Genomic DNA, 16,249 nt, shown 5'->3' with positions numbered 1-16,249 from the left:
TACCTGTCGACCGAGGAAGAGCTGATCAACATTCATGGTCAAGGCTATTACTCGTCACTGGAGGCCGGTGTGCAAACCGTGATGGCGTCGTTTAACAGTTGGAACGGCGAAAAAATCCATGGCGATGATTACCTGTTGAGCGATGTGCTCAAAGGCAAGATGAACTTCGATGGTTTTATCATTTCGGACTGGAACGGTCAGGGCCAGGTAACTGGCTGCAGCAATGACCATTGTGCACAGGCGGTCAACGCCGGTATCGACATGATGATGGTGCCGCAGGACTGGAAAGGCTTCATCACCAACACCATTGCGGATGTGAACAACGGTCTGATCTCGATGGATCGCATCGACGATGCCGTTCGTCGCATTCTGCGGGTGAAATACCGTGCAGGTCTGTTTGATAAACCCAAGCCATCGCTGCGCCTGGACGCCGGTGACGACAGTAAACTGGCCACCGACGAGATGCGCGCCCTGGCTCGTGAAGCCGTACAGAAATCGCTGGTCCTGCTGAAAGACAATGCCGACCTGTTACCGCTGTCGGATGACGCGGCGATCCTGGTGGTCGGCGCCTCGGCGGACAGCCTGCAGAATCAGACCGGGGGCTGGACGCTCTCCTGGCAGGGTACCGGCAACAGCAATGCGGATTTCCCGAACGGCGATACGATTCTCGCCGGGTTGCAGGAACGCATCGCGCAGGGCACTGGCAGTGTCACCTTCAGTGAAGACGGCTCCGGTGCCGACGGCAGTTACGACGTTATTATTGCGGTGGTGGGCGAAACGCCATACGCCGAAGGTAACGGTGACATTGGTAAATTCGAAACCATGGCCTTTGCTGACCAGAACCCAGCCGCCAGTCAATTACTGGCCGATCTTGACGTGAACGATCCCAACACGCCGGTATTGACGGTATATGTCGGTGGACGTCCGCTGTGGATGAACCCGGAACTGAACCTGTCGGACGCGTTTGTCAGTGCCTGGTTACCCGGCTCCGAAGGCAAGGGCGTGGCCGATGTGCTGTTTGGTGATGTGTCCTTTACCGGCAAGCTGTCGTATTCCTGGCCGGCTGAAGACTGTCAGGTTCCGGTGAATACCGGCGACGGTCAGACACCGTTGTTTGCGTTGGGGTATGGCCTGACAGCAGATGACACCGCCACGGTTGATCTGCTGGATGAAACCGAATCGGATCGTGGTTGCGGCGCACCGGACATCACCGAAGCCGGAACGACCAACGAGCCGCTGGATATTTTCAGCTCCGGCACCGCGCAGGGCGATTACGTGATGCGCATCGGCGGTCCAGCCAACTGGAACGGCACCGAAGTCAGTGTCGACCCGCTTGCGACTACCGATACCACACCGAATGATGCCACCGAAACCGACATCGTGGTTACCACCACCGACGGGGCCGTGCAATACAGCGCCAAGCGCGCTCGCTGGATTGGCAACGGTCAGATCTATCTGCAAAACAATGATGCTGAAACCGGCACCGACCTGGCCCCTTATGCCAACTCAGAAACGTCGATTCAGTTCCGCGTGAAAGTGAATGTGGCGCCACAGTCAGATGCGGTGAACCTCAGTGCACACTGCATTTACCCTTGCCTGGGTGAAGTGAACATTGCGCCGGTCCTGAGCGCACTGACGGTGGGTGAGTGGAGCAATGTGTCGATTCCATTACAGTGTTTCTCGGGTCTCGACGTCACCAACATCAACACGCCTTTCCTGATCTGGGCTGACGATGCCGGTCTCGATCTGGAAATCGAAGACGTGCGTTGGATGCCGTTTACCGCCGGCAGCGATCCGGACTGTTCCAGCTTTGAACCGGACCCCGCTCCTGAGTTGACGACCAGCACCGACGTGTACATTGACGGCATTGCCGATACGGATATGTTCAATGACCCCACCGTCTGGACTGCAAAAAGCGCGACCGACTGGAGCGGCATACCTGGCTATGTCACCGTTACCGAAATCGATAGAGGCGCGGGCGATTTGGCGCTGGATATCCTGTATGGCAACCACGACGTCGCTGCCGGTCCGAAAGCCACCGTGTCGTTCCCATTCAAAACCGAGCATAACCTGACGGCGCTGACCAAGGTTCAGTTCGACCTGAAAGTGATCGACTATGCCGGTGCGACGGAAATCTGGGGCAAGATGGTCAGCCCCGGCAACCTCTCCACCGGAGACATCGTGTTAAACAGCGCGCTCGATACCTGGGTGACCAATGAAATTGTGTTTGCCGATTACAGCGCGGCGGAGATCGACTTCAGCGAAGTCGGCACTGTGTTGGAAGTTTTGCCGAACTGGAATGAAGCCCACAACGATGTGCACTTCCAGATCGATAACATCCGAATTCTAGAGTAGTTCTTCAGGTGTTAGTCATTTGGCCGGCTTTGCCGGCCTTTTTTGTGTCTGTCGAAAGGAACTTTTAATGGTGAGGGCAAAACAAATAACCAATACAGACCAGTGACCTGTTATAACTTGGTTCATCGTTCACCCTATAACCAACCGTTTTTTATCGCCTGCTCTTTTTGCTGTTGTTTCTTCACTAAGCGAGCATTGTCAGCTTCCAAACGATCATACTGTCTGTGTTTGGCAAAGTAAGGACCAAGCCGGTCTTCTTCATGCGTAAACGCCATGGTCCATGCCATGTTGACAGGAAACACATAACAGTCGGTGCCGCTCAGAGCTTGCGGACGTAAATCGGTGACGATCACTTCTTGTGAGCTATTTGATAAGACAAAAAACTCTGTTGCCGAGTGTCGTTCATACGCATCAACGGCCAGCTTGCCTTCCAATGCCTCATACCGACCACTGCTGAAAATGTGCCATTTATACTGACGCGTATTAACGCCCTGTTTATTGTGACAAAAGGTATTCATCCATTGTGTTTCTATCGCGGCTGCCGAACTTGGTTCTAATATACGCAGTACACGACCGGGAAAAATCTCCACAAAGGGTTCCATCTAGAGTTCACCTGCTAAAAGGGAATCTTGGGCTTGGGTAGTTTTTAGCTTTGATTCCCATTCCTCCCTCGTCACACCGAGTTTAATCGAGTCGTAGTAAACGCCCTTATAATAACGGACTTTTCGTAATCGTCCTTCTACCTGAAAACCGATGCTCTCGGCACTGGCGACCATACGAGGGTTGCCGGACCAGGTTGTCATGCCGACCCGCTCAATCTCCAGTGTTTCAAAGAGGTGAGTTACCCAAGGCACGAGGGCTTTTCGCCCAAGGCCTCGCCCCCACTGGTGACTGTCGTAAATAATGATGCCGGCTTCCAACCATCGGGTTTGTTCATCTTCCCAGTAGTAGGAGACCGTACCGATCAGACGACCGTCATAATCAATCGCCAGTGATTGATCCCCGGCTTTCAGTTTGGCAAACAACCCGTCTAAAAACTCATCGTAGGTTGGACGCACATGGCCAAAGTAAGGCCCGTTAAACTCAGTCCATTGCTCATCGGAAATCATGAGTTGATAGAGGCTTTCGGCTTCGTCGTCTCGGGGTTTTCTGAGGGTGATTATTGGGAGTGAGTTCATCGGATTTAGTAGGATCCGTTTCAAGTTGAAACCGCTTTAATCAGTCGTTTTTTCATGTGATAGAGCAGTGTGCCGATCGGTCGGTCTTCCAAGACACCATACACCTCATATCCGCAGCTTTCGTAAAACGCTTTCGCTTCCATAGTTTTTAAAAATGAAATCACAGCCCCATGGCGAATGCCAAACGCTTCCGCATTTTCAAGAAGTATCGACCCTAACCCCTGACCACGTTGCTGACTGTCAACCCAAAGCGTTTCGATTTCGAGGCCGTCCCAATAACAATTAGCCAATATGCCGCCCTGAAGGACACCGGACTCAGAACGTGCCGTAACCATGAATATCTTGTCTTCCGATTCGGGTGGTAAATCAGGAAGCCGACTAATGGTAAAGGCATGAAAGAGATTAGAAAGCTCAGCAACTAGCTCTGGAGATGGTGACAGGACTTGCTCAATGTTCATCTTAATCCGCTAGCCAAAAAGACTGGTTATTGAGTTGACGATACCAGCAATAAGTTCGACGAAACCTTCAATAAGCACCTCGAGAATACCGAGCAATACGTCTAGCACCCCTTCACCGGCCAAAACAACGGGCGTTGCAACCGCAACGACTGAGGCAGTAATAATAGTGATAACAATTAAATTCATGCTGATGAACAGTGCGTAAGCGATTGCACCGAGCAAAAACAAACTGCACACCGCATTAAAGACTCTCAGAGTTATCGTTTTATCTGATCTAGCCAATGCAAACCCTCCTTTCCCTATGGTCATATGTTCATCACTACTCAACTCGGGTTGTTAGTTTATTTCATCGGAACAGAGCATCGGACGGGTCCGTTGCAGCCTAAACGCCCGCTCTAAGTCGTCAGGGAAAAGTCCGTGCTTCGCAATCAACACCAAGAACCAATCTTGCGGCCATCTTCATACCGTGTCAATTTGATCATTCACGCCACCGCTCCTCGTGTAATACTTTGATACAAACTTTCCATGACAAAGGTCATAGAATGATCAGACTATAAAAACAACAAGAACGCTGATCATGCCCAACACACCTTACGTGGCGACGTTGCTGTCGCTCATGTCGTTTCAGACCTATGACCGGCACTACCTGCCGCGCATCATTTATCCCGGCCGCGAAGAAATCGAATTGGTACTGGATGGGCAGGCCATTCTGAAAACGCCGCAGGGTGAACAACGTGTCGGTCCGGGTGATCTGATCTGGCATCAGCCCGGTGACCAAACCATTGCCAGTACCCGCGAGCGCGTCCCCTATGAGTGTCTGATCCTGGCACTGAAGACTAACCCCGGTCGCAGCCTGCGGCGTTCAAGAATGAATCATTGGACCGGTGTGATCAGCGCGCGGCAGTTTGCCGAAGATGCATTGCGTCGTCTGTCCGACCATGTCGATGATCCGGAATTTGCGGAATATCTCTATTGCGCGCTGAAAATTCACAGCGAGCCGCAATACAACACCGAGCTTCAGAACGTCTCACACAGCTCGGCGCTGGCTTTCGACAAGGCCTTTCAGTTTATTTCCGAACGTTTCAGCGACCCGGCTCTGACCGTGGACAATGTGGCGGAAGCTGCGCTGGTCAGTGTGTCACAGCTGCACAATATTTTTCGTGGCAAAACCGATCTGACGCCCTATCAGATGATCAACCAATGCCGTATGGAGTATGCACTGACGGTGCTTTCGGAGAACCGACCGATCAAACAGGTGGCCGCGATGAGCGGGTTTGAATCGGAAGGCGGTTTTATCCGGGCATTCAAAAAGAAATACGGTCACAGCCCGGGCGCTTTGAAAAAACATCATCAACGTCTCTCCGCACCGGTTTTGACCAGCCTCGGTTAATCGGAAAGAGGAAAGCGACGACTACCGGTTGGGTTCGATCGCCTTTTTCATGATGCCCGCAAACTCAAGGCCACCTTCGAGTTCACGAAAGTCGACATTTACCAGTTCCCAGCCTTCCGCGCCCAGCGAACATAGATAGGCTTCAATGTCTTCACGCTTACGGCCTTTGAACATTCCGGCCTTGTCGACGTCTCGGGTATCAATAATTTTATAGTCAAAGGTTTTCATGAGCGGTCTCTGTTGTGTTGTTGGTCGGTTAGCTTGTCCTTCTGGCGTGGTAGAGTCAACGGACCCGCACCTCTAATACGCCATCGCATCCAACGTTTGCCGGCCTTCAGTCTGCAGGTACTGCAAAAACACATCGGCCACCGGCGAGAGCGTTTTTTCATTTGGCCAGACAAACGACCATTGCGACACAATCGGAAAGCCCGCCACCTCTAAACGGACAATGCCTTCGTCACCGCCAAAACTCAACGCGTGCGCTGAAAGAATCGACATACCCAGGTGCGACATGACGCAGTGCTTAATGGCTTCGTTGCTTTCAATGGTCATCCGCACGTTCAGCGACACATTCTGTTCAGCCAGAAACCGATCAATGGCACGCCGGGTGCCGGAGCCGGTTTCGCGCATCAGAAAGGGTTCGTCAAGCAGGTCGTTTAACTGCAGATTTTTCCGCTTGGCCAAGGGGTGATCGTTCGCGACAATCGGTACCAGCGGGTTCGGCAGAAATTCGATAGCGCTGATGTGGCGCATGTCCGGGTTATGACTGAACACGTAAAAGTCATCTTCGGCTTGCGCCAGCCGCTCAATCACCTGTTCACGGTTGCCGATTTTCAACTGTACATCAATACCGGGGTAGCGCTCACAAAACGGTCCCAGCAAGTGTGGGGTAAAGTATTTCGCCGAGGTAACCACGGCCAGCTTTAAGGTACCGCGTGTCAGACCGTGCAACTCGGAAAGCTGCGAGTTCAGGGCGGTCAGTTCGCGGAGAATGGCTTTGGCGCTGGTGACCATGACCTCGCCGGCTTCGGTGAACACCAGTCGCTTGCCAACCTGGTTGTACAGAATGATGTCGTTCTGACTGGCCAGCTTTTTCAGCTGCATCGACAACGTGGGTTGCGACAGGTTGAGCGTTTCGGCGGCGGCGGAAATGCTCCCTCGGTGATACACCTCGACCAGTATCTCCAATTGACGGAGGGTGCCTAAGCGGTTGATGTTCATGACGGTCCTCTGCATGAGGGTCGGTGGTGCAAATCCGGCCCGGATAATCACTGACGATCAACAAGCATAGCTTTTTATCTATGATAATCATAAAAAACATCGATTTTTATCGATGATCTTTCCGAGGCATGCTTGTCCTACCCCCAATCACAGGAGGAAGGGCCATGAGCGATTTCACTGTTATTTTACCCGTGGTCGATCATCAGACGTTCGGTGAGCGCTATGACGCGATCTTCGAACAACTCAACGACCGCCATGCCACCGTGCATCTGGTTGCCCAGGCCGGGACGGTCGCAGCGGCAACACCGGCATTAAACCCGCAACAGAAAGCGCAGATGAATCGTTTGTCGATGAGTCTGAAGTGTGAAGCGCTGGATCGGCTGGTGCAGGCACTGACGCCACGTTACCCGAACCTGTCATTTGAGTTTCACGTTGAATCGCGTTCGCCGGATCGCTTACTGATTTCGCTGTGTGCTCAACTGGCCCCTCAGGTCATCGTAATGAACCGTGGCACCCTCGGAGCGGAAGCCACGCCCATCAACGCGGCGGTGCAGCAGCTGGCTGAGGCATGGAACATTGCGCTGTGGTCGGTGGAGCCCGACATCACCGGGTTGCAGCCAAGAACACGTCGCCCCATGCCCGATGTCTATTCCGGTGCCGAACTCACACACGCGTCCGCCCGGGCCATGCCGAAAATCGATTGACCCGATGCCGGAGCGCACTGCTGCGCTCCGGCGTTCCTTCAAAACCACCGCCACCCTGTACGAGCGAGCCCGCTCGCGACCATCCAAGATAAACCACACCACACTCTCAAATCGCCTGCAGGCAGTCTCCTACAATACCGCCGCCACACTGTACGAGCGAGCCTGCTCGCGACCATCCATGGCAAACCAAACCGCACTCTCAAATCGCCTGCAGGCAGTCTCCGACCGACCGTTGTTCTGTCAGCGGATGACCACATAAAACGATCGGTTATCGCGCACGATACTCAGCAGCAGTTCGCGTCCGGCGGATTGCAAAGCGTCATTGAGGGCGGAGAGGTCCCGCACCGGGCGCCGATTAACGGCCGTCACCACATCCCCCGGACGTAAACCGGCATACGCTGCTCTCGACGTCGGCGCCATGTTCATCACCCGAACACCGCCGCGCTCGTTGTTTTCAAAGCGCACACCTTCCAGTAACGGATGCAGTTCATCATCCAGGGAGAGCAGGGTGGAGGCGTCCTGCAAGGTCACTTCAACCGTGCGTTCGCGCTGACCACGAATGTAGCGTAAATCAATCGTGCGACCGATGGCCGTTGTCGCCAGTATCGACTGCAATTGATTCGCCGACGTAACCGGCTGACCGTCGAGACTCAACACGATGTCCCCCGGTTGCAGACCGGCGTCGGACGCCGATGATCCGTCGAGTACGTCGGCAATCAGTACGCCGCGCAACCCGGTTGGCAGGCCAAAGGCGTTACGTAAGTCCGGTGTCAAATCCTGAGCGGCAATCCCGATTTGTCCGCGGCGCACCTCACCAAATTCCAGAATCTGTTCCAGCGTGGCGCGGGCCATGTTGACCGGAATCGCAAAACCAATGCCGACATTTCCGCCGGACGGGGCCAGGATGGCGGTGTTAATGCCCACCAGCTCACCGGCCAGGTTCACCAACGCGCCGCCGGAGTTGCCGGGGTTGATGGATGCATCGGTCTGAATAAAGTTTTCAAAGCCTTCAATACCCAAACCACTGCGGCCCAACGCACTGACAATGCCGGTGGTGACGGTTTGTCCGAGCCCGAACGGATTACCAATGGCCACGACAAAGTCGCCCACCTGCAACGCGTTTGAGTTCGCGAATGGCACGTCGGTCAGATTATCGGCATTCACCTTCAGTACCGCGATGTCCAGATCCGGGTCGGTTCCCATCACCGCGGCCTGCAAACTGCGTCCGTCGATGAGCTGAACCTGCACCTCATCGGCTCCGTTAATGACGTGAAAATTCGTCAGTACATAGCCGTTTTCAGCATCAACGATCACGCCCGACCCGGCGCTTTGCTGACGCTTTTGCGGTGCTCGCTGAGCATCGGGAATGTTAAAGAAGTATCGGAAAAACGGATCGTTCAGCAGGGGGTTATTGTCGTAGCGCTGAGTGGAGTAGGTAGCAATGTTAACCACAGCCGGATTGACCGATTTCAACATGGGCGCCAACGTGGGCAAGGGGTTGCCCTGGCTATCGGTCATTGGCAATACGGCGAACGCCGGGGTAACCAACAACAGACTCGCCAGAATTGCCGCACAGCGTCGTCCCGGTAAACGGAAAAGTGTTTGCATCATGATGTGAAGGTTCCAATAAAAAGACCGGTGCGACTGCACCGGTCCGATGGGTTATGAGGCGATTTCAATCCGTTTGACGTCGTCTTTGGCCAGAGCCACACGTGGCACCTTGAGGGTTAAAACGCCATCTTTCATGGATGCCTGAATGTCATCAGCTGAGGCATCTTCCGGCAGAGCCAGGGTCCGTTGGAACGAACCGTAACTGCGTTCAACGCAATAATATTTACGATCGTCCTGTTCGGATTTTGATTCAGTCTCGCCTTTGATGGTCAAGGTTCGGTTGTGGACTTCAATGTCGATGTCGTCCTGTTTCATGCCCGGTAAGTCCAGCGTAATTTCATATTGATCGTCTGAACCGGACACGTCCAGATTTGGCTTGAACGCCGGCAACTGATCGGTCAACCGACGTGTTTCGTCCATTAATCCGGGGCGCATTTGCGGAAACCCGAACGACCGGAAGGCGCTGTCAAACAATCGGTCCATTTCTCGATGCAACTGCCAGAAAGGATCGGTTGCAGAGGCCAGCGGTAACGCATCGTCTCGTCTTTGTACGGGGACCTGATCGCTTTGCGCGGTCAGCCCTTCTTCGTGTTTAAACCAGTTCCAAGGGTTCAGTCTATCCAGTTTCATCACTCACCTCCTGAGTCGGCATGACTCGTTTGAAAGCTATCTGGATGGGGCCGGTGTCGGCCCCTGTTTTCCGAAACAACCGATCAGGCAGCTTTATCGTTGCCGCCTTCATCGCCTCGGCTGTGCTCCAGCACCCGAGTGTCCGATGAAATACTGATCTTCTTCGGTTTCATTTCTTCCGGCACTTCTTTCACCAGCGAAATCGTCAGCAAACCATTCACCAGTTCGGCACCGGTCACCTCAACAAAGTCGGCCAGGTTAAATTTGCGCTCAAAGGCTCGGTTGGCAATGCCCTGGTGCAGATACTTACGTTTTTCATCTGCGTCTTTTTTGCCTTTGACACTTAATACACCTTTTTCGACTACGATTTCGATGTCCTCTTCTTTAAAACCAGCCACGGCCAATGTAATGGCGTAGCGGTTATCGTCGAGCGACTCGATGTTGTAAGGTGGGTACGTGCTGGTGTTTGAGTCGACAGAAAAAGCACTGTCGAGCAGGTTCGCCAGTCGGTCGAAACCAATGCTGCTTCGGTAGAGTGGGGTGAGGTCGATTGCATTCATAATACATTCTCCTATTGAGCAATATAAAACAAAAACAATGCGCAGAGACTCTCTGAGAGACCTCTCTGCAATGCGTAAAATAGGGTCGTCTAAATCGGTTTCAAGAGGAATTTTCAGGCAAATTTTTTATAAAAATTCCGCCGTTTTGTAGCGGATTTTTCTAAGAAGGTCGACCGACACGGCAACACGTAAGGTTGGTGTCAGCCCATAGGAAACCGGCGAACAACCCACTACACTCGAGTCATTAAAACCCCACACAAAAGGCAAGTGCATGAGTTATGAACCCGCCCCTTCGTTGAACGTTTTCGGCGAACCGCTGATTCCCTGTGGCATGAATCCGATCACCGGATTTTTTCGCGATGGGTGCTGCAACACCTGCGATGAAGACGCTGGCTCTCATACCGTGTGCGCCGAAATGACGGCTGAGTTTCTGGCCTTTTCCAAATACCTGGGCAATGATTTATCGACGCCCCGTCCGGAGTTTGGTTTCCCGGGATTGAAACCCGGTGATGCCTGGTGCTTGTGTGCGGCGCGTTGGCTGGAAGCCTGGGATAACGATGCAGCACCGCGAGTTTATCTTAGCCGAACGCATCAGCGTGCCCTGGAGATCGTCCCATTGGATAAGCTGCGCGATTTCGCGCTGGATCTGTCCTGATCTGAACCGGTAAAAAAAAGCCCGACCAGAGTCGGGCTGAACGACAGTCACTCCAAAAAAAATTAAGACAACAGTGCCCGCACTTCCGCCGCATTCGCGCAGCGCATCGCCTGCTTGGCTAATCGCTCACTGTCTTCCAAAGACACCTGTCGTACACGCGCTTTGACCAACGGTAAGGCCGGCAAACTGGTGGACAACTCAGTCACACCCAACCCGATCAACAAGGCCGTGGCCTCAGGATCGCTGGCCAGACTGCCGCAGATGCCCGTCCACTTACCGTGCTGCTGACCGGCACGAGCCGTTTGATGAATTAACCGCAATACGGCGGGATGCAACGCGTCCACCTGAGCGGCCAACTTCGGATGCCCACGATCCATCGCCAAGGTATATTGCGTCAGATCGTTAGTACCGATGGAAAAGAAATCGACCTCCGGCGCTAACATATCGGCCATGACGGCCGCTGACGGCACTTCGATCATCACACCGACGTCGACATTTTCATTGCCGGCGCGATCCTGTTCGTCCTGCACCAGTTGGCGCACGGCCCGAAACTCTTCCAGGCTGGCGATCATCGGAAACATGATGCGTACCGGCCCACCGTCGGCGGCAACCAAGATGGCGCGGATCTGTTTGCGCAACAGGTGCGGCTTGTTCAGACCGATGCGTACACCACGCTCACCCAGAAACGGATTTTCTTCGGCGGGCATCGGCAAATAAGGCAGGGGTTTATCACCGCCGACATCCAACGTGCGAATAATGCAGGGACGCTCCCGGCCAATAGCGGCGAGCAAGTCACGATACACCGTCACCTGTTCGTCGAACCCGGGTTCACTGGCCCGGTCGAGGTAGAGAAATTCTGAGCGCACTAAACCGATCCCATCAGCACCGGCGGCACGCGCTTGCTGCGCCTGTTCCACGCTCGCAGCATTGGCGGCCACTTCAATCAACACGCCATCGGTCGTGGTCGCGGGGAGCGCGGCCTCCGCCTGCGCTTGAGTAAACCGGTCCAGTTGTTCATGCTGATACGCGCGCCACCGCGCTACGTCCTGTTCATCCGGAGCCGGTTCGACCCAGCCTTCGTCGGCATTGAGGATCAACACAGTCCCCTCTGCCTCGGATCGAATCGCCGGATCCAGATTCACCAGATAGGGTAACCCGACGGACGCGGCCAGAATGGCCGCATGAGAGGTCGCACCACCGGCCAACGTGGCCACACCAACCACGGTGTCGGTATCCAACGCCACCACTTCCGAGGGCGTCAGGTCATCGAGCACCAACACGGTCGGACGATCCGGGTTGTCGGTCGCCGGCTGAATACCAATTAAGCTTTGCAGAACACTGAGTCGAATGTCATCAATGTCCGATGCGCGCGCTTGCAACAATGGCGCATCCATCTGACGCAGTCGGGCGGCTTCGCTCAGGCAAGCCTGTTCCCAGGCATACATGGCACTGGCCCCGTCGCGAATGAGGTTTTGAGCCGCATCGATCAGTGCCGGGTCTTGCAGCAACTCGGCGTGCGCCCGGAAGACATCGGCCTGAGTGCCCAACCGTCGATCTTCCAGCCGCTGGATCAGGGCATCGAGGGTTTTATGCGCTTGCAGCAGCCCATATTTCAGCTGCCCCAGCTCCTCTTCCACCGCGACGCCTTCCTGCGGAAAGGATGGCAACTCATGATCACGAAACTGCAACGCACCAATCGCCAGGCCGCCCGCCGCTTTGACACCGCGTAACCGGTTATCGGTGTCGTCGGATGCCTTTAACAAAGGAGGTTCTTCAGGGAAGGTTTCGGACTCCGAGCCGGCCTGAGTTATTGTCTCGCCCAAGCCGGCATTAATGGCCTCGGTCACGGCGTCCAGCGCGGCCTGCGCCTGCGCGCCGCTAACGGTTAACGTAAGTTCCGTTCCGTTCTGCGTCTGCAAACCGAGCAAACCGGTCACACTGTGGCCTGAGGTTTCACGACCATCGTCGATGCGCGTCACCGTCAGCTGTGCATCGAACGCTTTCGCAGCTTGCACCAACCGCGCAGCAGGCCGGGCGTGTAATCCCTGTGGATTACGGATGACAACCGTCCCGGTGAGAACCGGGCCAGTCGGCTGACCAGCCGACGGCTCAGCGTCCACCTCGCCAGCGGCGCTCAAGACTATGATCTCATCCTGACCGGCTTTCACATTCCGGCTGTGAATCTCACCAGGTACCGTCTGACCGGTCGTCAGTAAAACAGCCGATTGCACACTGAGCTGAGCGCGATCCAGCACCGGGCGCGAAAAGCGGATTAATGCCTGCCCCTGCGTGACCCGATCACCTTTGCTAACCAACGGTTCAAACCCATCCCCTTTCAGAGTGACCGTGTCGACGCCGATGTGCATCAGAACCTCAACGCCATTGTTGTGGCGAATCGCCACGGCGTGATGAGCGTCGTGTAGCTGGGTTACTTCACCATCGAACGGCGCCAGGAGCGTGTCATCGGCTGGATCAATGACACAGCCATCTCCGACCAACCGCTGAGCAAACACCGGATCGTCGGCCTGCTCAATCGGTTTCAGGACGCCGCTGAGCGGCGCGATGAGTCGAAGGGTTTGGGTTTGCGCATTCATAACGTCACCTGTGTAATCAGACCGCGGGACTTAAAACTTTCATTTCGTCGGCAATGATTTCAGCTTCCGGTCCGATCACCACCTGGATGTTGTTACTGCCAATGCGGACAACGGCGGCCGCACCAAGGGCTTTAATGGCGGCTTCGTCAATGACACTGGTATCTTTCAGTGTCAGACGCAGACGGGTAATGCAGGCATCAATCTTGGTCAGGTTGTCCCAACCGCCCAGATGCTGGGCATAACTTTGTGCCAATGCGGTTTTACCTGTCGCACCCGAAGCCGTTTCTGGCTGACTGCTGCCTTTGGCGGCAACCACAGCGTCGTCGTCTTCACGGCCCGGCGTTTTCAAGTTCAAAACCCGGATCAGCGTATAGAAGATGCCAAAGTAGGCGGCAAAATACACCAGACCAAGAATCACCAGTGCAACGGGGTTCGTTGCCAGACCCCAGTTGAGGACCATATCGAACAGGCCTGCCGAGAAACCGAAGCCCGCCATCATGTTGAAGGCGTTCGCCAGTACCAGCGACAAACCGGTCAGTACCGCATGAACCACATACAGCAGCGGCGCCATGAACATGAACATGAATTCCAGCGGTTCCGTAATACCGGTCAGGAAAGACGTCAGTGCAACTGAGAACAGCACACCACCGACCTGATTGCGTTTTTCAGGCTTCGCGGTCAGGTACATCGCCAACGCAGCGCCTGGCAGACCAAACATCATCACCGGGAAGAAACCGGCCATGAAGACCCCGGCTGTTGGATCGCCGGCGAAGAAACGGTTGAGGTCACCGGTCACCAGATCGCCCGCGGCATTGGTGAAGTCACCCAGCCCGAACCAGAAATAAGAGTTCAGGACATGGTGCAGACCAAACGGAATCAGGCCTCGGTTCAGGGTACCGTAGAGAAAATGGCCAACGGAGCCGGACTCGGCAATACCATGACCGAAGGCGTCGATACCGTTCTGAATAAAGGGCCAGACATAACCGGCTACCCAGGCAACCACCAGAATGATCAGGCCGGTCATGATCGGCACCAATCGTTTACCGCTGAAGAAGCCGAGGTACTGCGGCAACTGAGTCGCGTGGAAACGGTTATAACTGTGCCCGGCCACAATACCCGCAATGATACCGCCGAAGAACGACATGTTGATGTCCGGGTTAATGGTGCCGGCCGCGGCCGTCAATACAAAATACCCGACAGCACCAGCCAGAGCCGCCGCACCAGCCCCGTCTTTCGATAAACCAACGGCAATACCCATCGCAAACAGCAATGGCAGGTTACTGAAAATAGCGTTACCGGCTTCCGCCATAAACGGAATGCCAAGAAGGTCCGGCTGGCCTAAGCGCAACAACAGGGCTGCGACCGGCAGGACGGCGATGGGCAGCATCAGCGCTTTACCCAGTTTTTGTAGATACCCGAGGACGTTCATATCTCTACCTCTTTCAGAGTCTTGTTATTGTGATTTAATAATTCACGCTGTGAATTAATAGACCTAGGCTAGCGCTGAAAAGGTCGGTTTTCAACCATTCAACACAAAAAACAACACGATTTAGTGCTAATATAATTTTCAGAATGAATTAAATAAGCCGATCCGCACGCTAAGTGACTGAAACTCAACGAAAACTGTTAGCATGGTCACAAAGCAGCCGAGTCGACGATTTTTTTAAAAAGGGGCAACAGCGTGACCAATACCAACCCGGTGGCCAATCTGGACAGCGTCAAACAGTACAACCTGATGCGTCTGTTCCGAATCATCGTGGAATACGGACTGATCTCCAGAACACAGCTGGTTGAGGTTTCAGACCTCGCTGCCGGCAGCGTCACTAAGCTCACTCGCTTATTGATCGAACAGAACCTGGTGCACGAAGTTGCCCAGCAGCAGTCCGAACGTGGCCGCAAGGCCGTATTGCTGGCCCCCAAAACCGACGATATACAGATACTGGCGGCACGGGCTGATCGACAGCACCTTTATGTGGGTCTTTGCGATCTCTCCGGTAACCTGCTGCAGCGGGAAGCGGAACCGCTCAACGCGGACAATGAAGATGAGTTCGTGGCGCAACTCACCCGCTCTCTACGGCACTTCTTAACGACTCATGCCGATCAGGTTCGCAACGTGGTCGGCATTGGCGTCACCATGCCGGGGCTGGTCGATGCCAACCGTGGCATCGTTAACTTCATGCCGCATGTGCCGGTGCACGAACTGCCACTGGCCGACATCATCACCGACGCTTTGGAAATGCCCTGTTACATCAACAGCTTTGCTTCTGCCATGGCGTTGGCTGAAAAACAGATCGGCGCGTCCTTTCATGCTCGTAACAGCGTGTTCATCGAAGTTCACAACGGGGTCGGTGCCGGGATTATCCTCAACAACGAACTGTACAGTGGCACCGGTGTCGGTGAGATCGGGCACATCCAGATCGACCGTCTGGGCAAGCCCTGCATCTGCGGCAACTATGGCTGTCTGGAAACCGAAGTCTCCGACTCGGCCATCGTTGAACACTTTAATCAGCGTCAGGCGCTTCAATCTGTGGATACCGAACGAGCTGAGACAATTCAGGATGTCCTGCAAGCCGCCGGCGAACTGAACGAAAACGCCCTTGCAGTCTTGAAAGAAGCCGCCGCCCATATTGGAACCGCGATGGCGACAGTCGCCAACCTGTTCCGGCCAGACAGCATCATTCTGGCCGGAGCCGTGACACAAGCCTGGAGCCTGATTCATCCGGTACTGGAACAACAGCTTAAAACCAAAAGCCTTCAGGTGCGTGGCCTGAAACCCATTGAGCTGTTGCGATCCGACATTTACGACAGCCCCTGGTACAGTGGTTATGCGCTGGTTCGGCAGGGGCTGTTGGAAGGCGATATCTTCCATACCCTGTTTACTGATGACTGATCG

Annotated in this window: 16 protein-coding genes; 5 read left to right on the top strand and 11 right to left on the bottom strand. The window is 54.5% G+C overall.

Annotated elements, in window-relative coordinates:
• Positions 1-2,355 (top strand): glycoside hydrolase family 3 C-terminal domain-containing protein (locus MED297_RS20720; RefSeq protein WP_008048568.1); only part of this gene is annotated, 2,355 nt, incomplete at its 5' end.
• A 134-nt stretch (positions 2,356-2,489) separates the two neighbouring features.
• On the opposite strand, the gene MED297_RS20715 is transcribed toward MED297_RS20720, so the two are convergent.
• Genes MED297_RS20715 through MED297_RS20700 form a run of 4 tightly spaced genes read right to left on the bottom strand, consistent with a single transcriptional unit; the run spans position 2,490 to position 4,300 of the window.
• A complete protein-coding gene (locus tag MED297_RS20715; RefSeq protein WP_008048567.1) occupies positions 2,490-2,957 on the bottom strand; it encodes a DUF4275 family protein in 468 nt (155 codons plus the stop codon).
• A complete protein-coding gene (locus MED297_RS20710; protein WP_008048565.1) occupies positions 2,958-3,533 on the bottom strand; it encodes a GNAT family N-acetyltransferase in 576 nt (191 codons plus the stop codon). It lies immediately after the preceding gene.
• Positions 3,534-3,553: 20 nt separating this feature from the next.
• The gene (locus tag MED297_RS20705) at positions 3,554-3,991 is read right to left on the bottom strand and encodes a GNAT family N-acetyltransferase (RefSeq protein WP_008048563.1); all 438 of its coding nucleotides are present in this window, start codon (positions 3,989-3,991) and stop codon (positions 3,554-3,556) included.
• Positions 3,992-4,000: 9 nt separating this feature from the next.
• Entirely contained in the window at positions 4,001-4,300 is a 300-nt protein-coding gene (locus MED297_RS20700; RefSeq protein ID WP_008048562.1) for a hypothetical protein, read from the bottom strand.
• A gap of 268 nt (positions 4,301-4,568) precedes the next feature.
• Here MED297_RS20700 and MED297_RS20695 point away from each other — a divergent pair, with 268 nt between their 5' ends.
• Positions 4,569-5,381 carry a helix-turn-helix domain-containing protein gene (locus tag MED297_RS20695; protein WP_008048560.1) on the top strand — a complete coding sequence of 271 codons (813 nt, stop codon included), beginning with the start codon at positions 4,569-4,571 and terminating at the stop codon, positions 5,379-5,381.
• A 21-nt stretch (positions 5,382-5,402) separates the two neighbouring features.
• Here MED297_RS20695 and MED297_RS20690 read toward each other — a convergent pair whose 3' ends face one another.
• Both MED297_RS20690 and MED297_RS20685 read right to left on the bottom strand, forming a co-directional pair.
• Positions 5,403-5,609 carry a hypothetical protein gene (locus MED297_RS20690; protein ID WP_008048559.1) on the bottom strand — a complete coding sequence of 69 codons (207 nt, stop codon included), beginning with the start codon at positions 5,607-5,609 and terminating at the stop codon, positions 5,403-5,405.
• 72 nt (positions 5,610-5,681) lie between these two features.
• On the bottom strand, positions 5,682-6,602 hold the full coding sequence (locus MED297_RS20685) for a LysR family transcriptional regulator (RefSeq protein ID WP_086004899.1): 921 nt from the start codon (positions 6,600-6,602) through the stop codon (positions 5,682-5,684).
• 164 nt (positions 6,603-6,766) lie between these two features.
• Here MED297_RS20685 and MED297_RS20680 point away from each other — a divergent pair, with 164 nt between their 5' ends.
• On the top strand, positions 6,767-7,306 hold the full coding sequence (locus MED297_RS20680) for a hypothetical protein (protein WP_008048555.1): 540 nt from the start codon (positions 6,767-6,769) through the stop codon (positions 7,304-7,306).
• Between the two features lie 240 nt (positions 7,307-7,546).
• Here the strand turns inward: MED297_RS20680 and MED297_RS20675 are convergent, their stop codons facing one another.
• From MED297_RS20675 to MED297_RS20665, 3 genes are all read right to left on the bottom strand, one after another.
• Complete coding sequence (locus MED297_RS20675) at positions 7,547-8,917, bottom strand: DegQ family serine endoprotease (protein WP_237613470.1); 1,371 nt, start codon at positions 8,915-8,917, stop codon at positions 7,547-7,549.
• Positions 8,918-8,968: 51 nt separating this feature from the next.
• Positions 8,969-9,547, bottom strand: coding sequence for an Hsp20/alpha crystallin family protein (locus MED297_RS20670; protein ID WP_008048551.1), 579 nt, complete (start codon positions 9,545-9,547; stop codon positions 8,969-8,971).
• An 83-nt stretch (positions 9,548-9,630) separates the two neighbouring features.
• Positions 9,631-10,107, bottom strand: a complete 477-nt coding sequence (locus MED297_RS20665; RefSeq protein ID WP_008048548.1) for an Hsp20 family protein — start codon at positions 10,105-10,107, stop codon at positions 9,631-9,633.
• A gap of 271 nt (positions 10,108-10,378) precedes the next feature.
• Between MED297_RS20665 and MED297_RS20660 the strand changes: the two genes are divergently transcribed.
• A complete protein-coding gene (locus MED297_RS20660; RefSeq protein WP_008048541.1) occupies positions 10,379-10,762 on the top strand; it encodes a DUF2237 family protein in 384 nt (127 codons plus the stop codon).
• 62 nt (positions 10,763-10,824) lie between these two features.
• On the opposite strand, the gene ptsP is transcribed toward MED297_RS20660, so the two are convergent.
• Both ptsP and nagE read right to left on the bottom strand, forming a co-directional pair.
• Positions 10,825-13,356, bottom strand: coding sequence for a phosphoenolpyruvate--protein phosphotransferase (gene ptsP, locus MED297_RS20655; protein ID WP_008048539.1), 2,532 nt, complete (start codon positions 13,354-13,356; stop codon positions 10,825-10,827).
• A gap of 16 nt (positions 13,357-13,372) precedes the next feature.
• A complete protein-coding gene (gene nagE, locus MED297_RS20650) occupies positions 13,373-14,785 on the bottom strand; it encodes an N-acetylglucosamine-specific PTS transporter subunit IIBC (RefSeq protein ID WP_008048537.1) in 1,413 nt (470 codons plus the stop codon).
• A 252-nt stretch (positions 14,786-15,037) separates the two neighbouring features.
• On the opposite strand from nagE, the gene MED297_RS20645 reads away from it, so the two are divergent.
• Positions 15,038-16,246: an ROK family protein gene (locus MED297_RS20645; RefSeq protein ID WP_008048536.1), complete on the top strand. Its 1,209-nt coding sequence runs from the start codon at positions 15,038-15,040 to the stop codon at positions 16,244-16,246.
• Positions 16,247-16,249: the final 3 nt, after the last annotated feature.

It is taken from the genome of Reinekea blandensis MED297, assembly GCF_000153185.1.
In the GTDB taxonomy this organism is placed as follows: domain Bacteria; phylum Pseudomonadota; class Gammaproteobacteria; order Pseudomonadales; family Natronospirillaceae; genus Reinekea; species Reinekea blandensis.
This window is presented reverse-complemented; position numbering and strand designations above follow the sequence as displayed.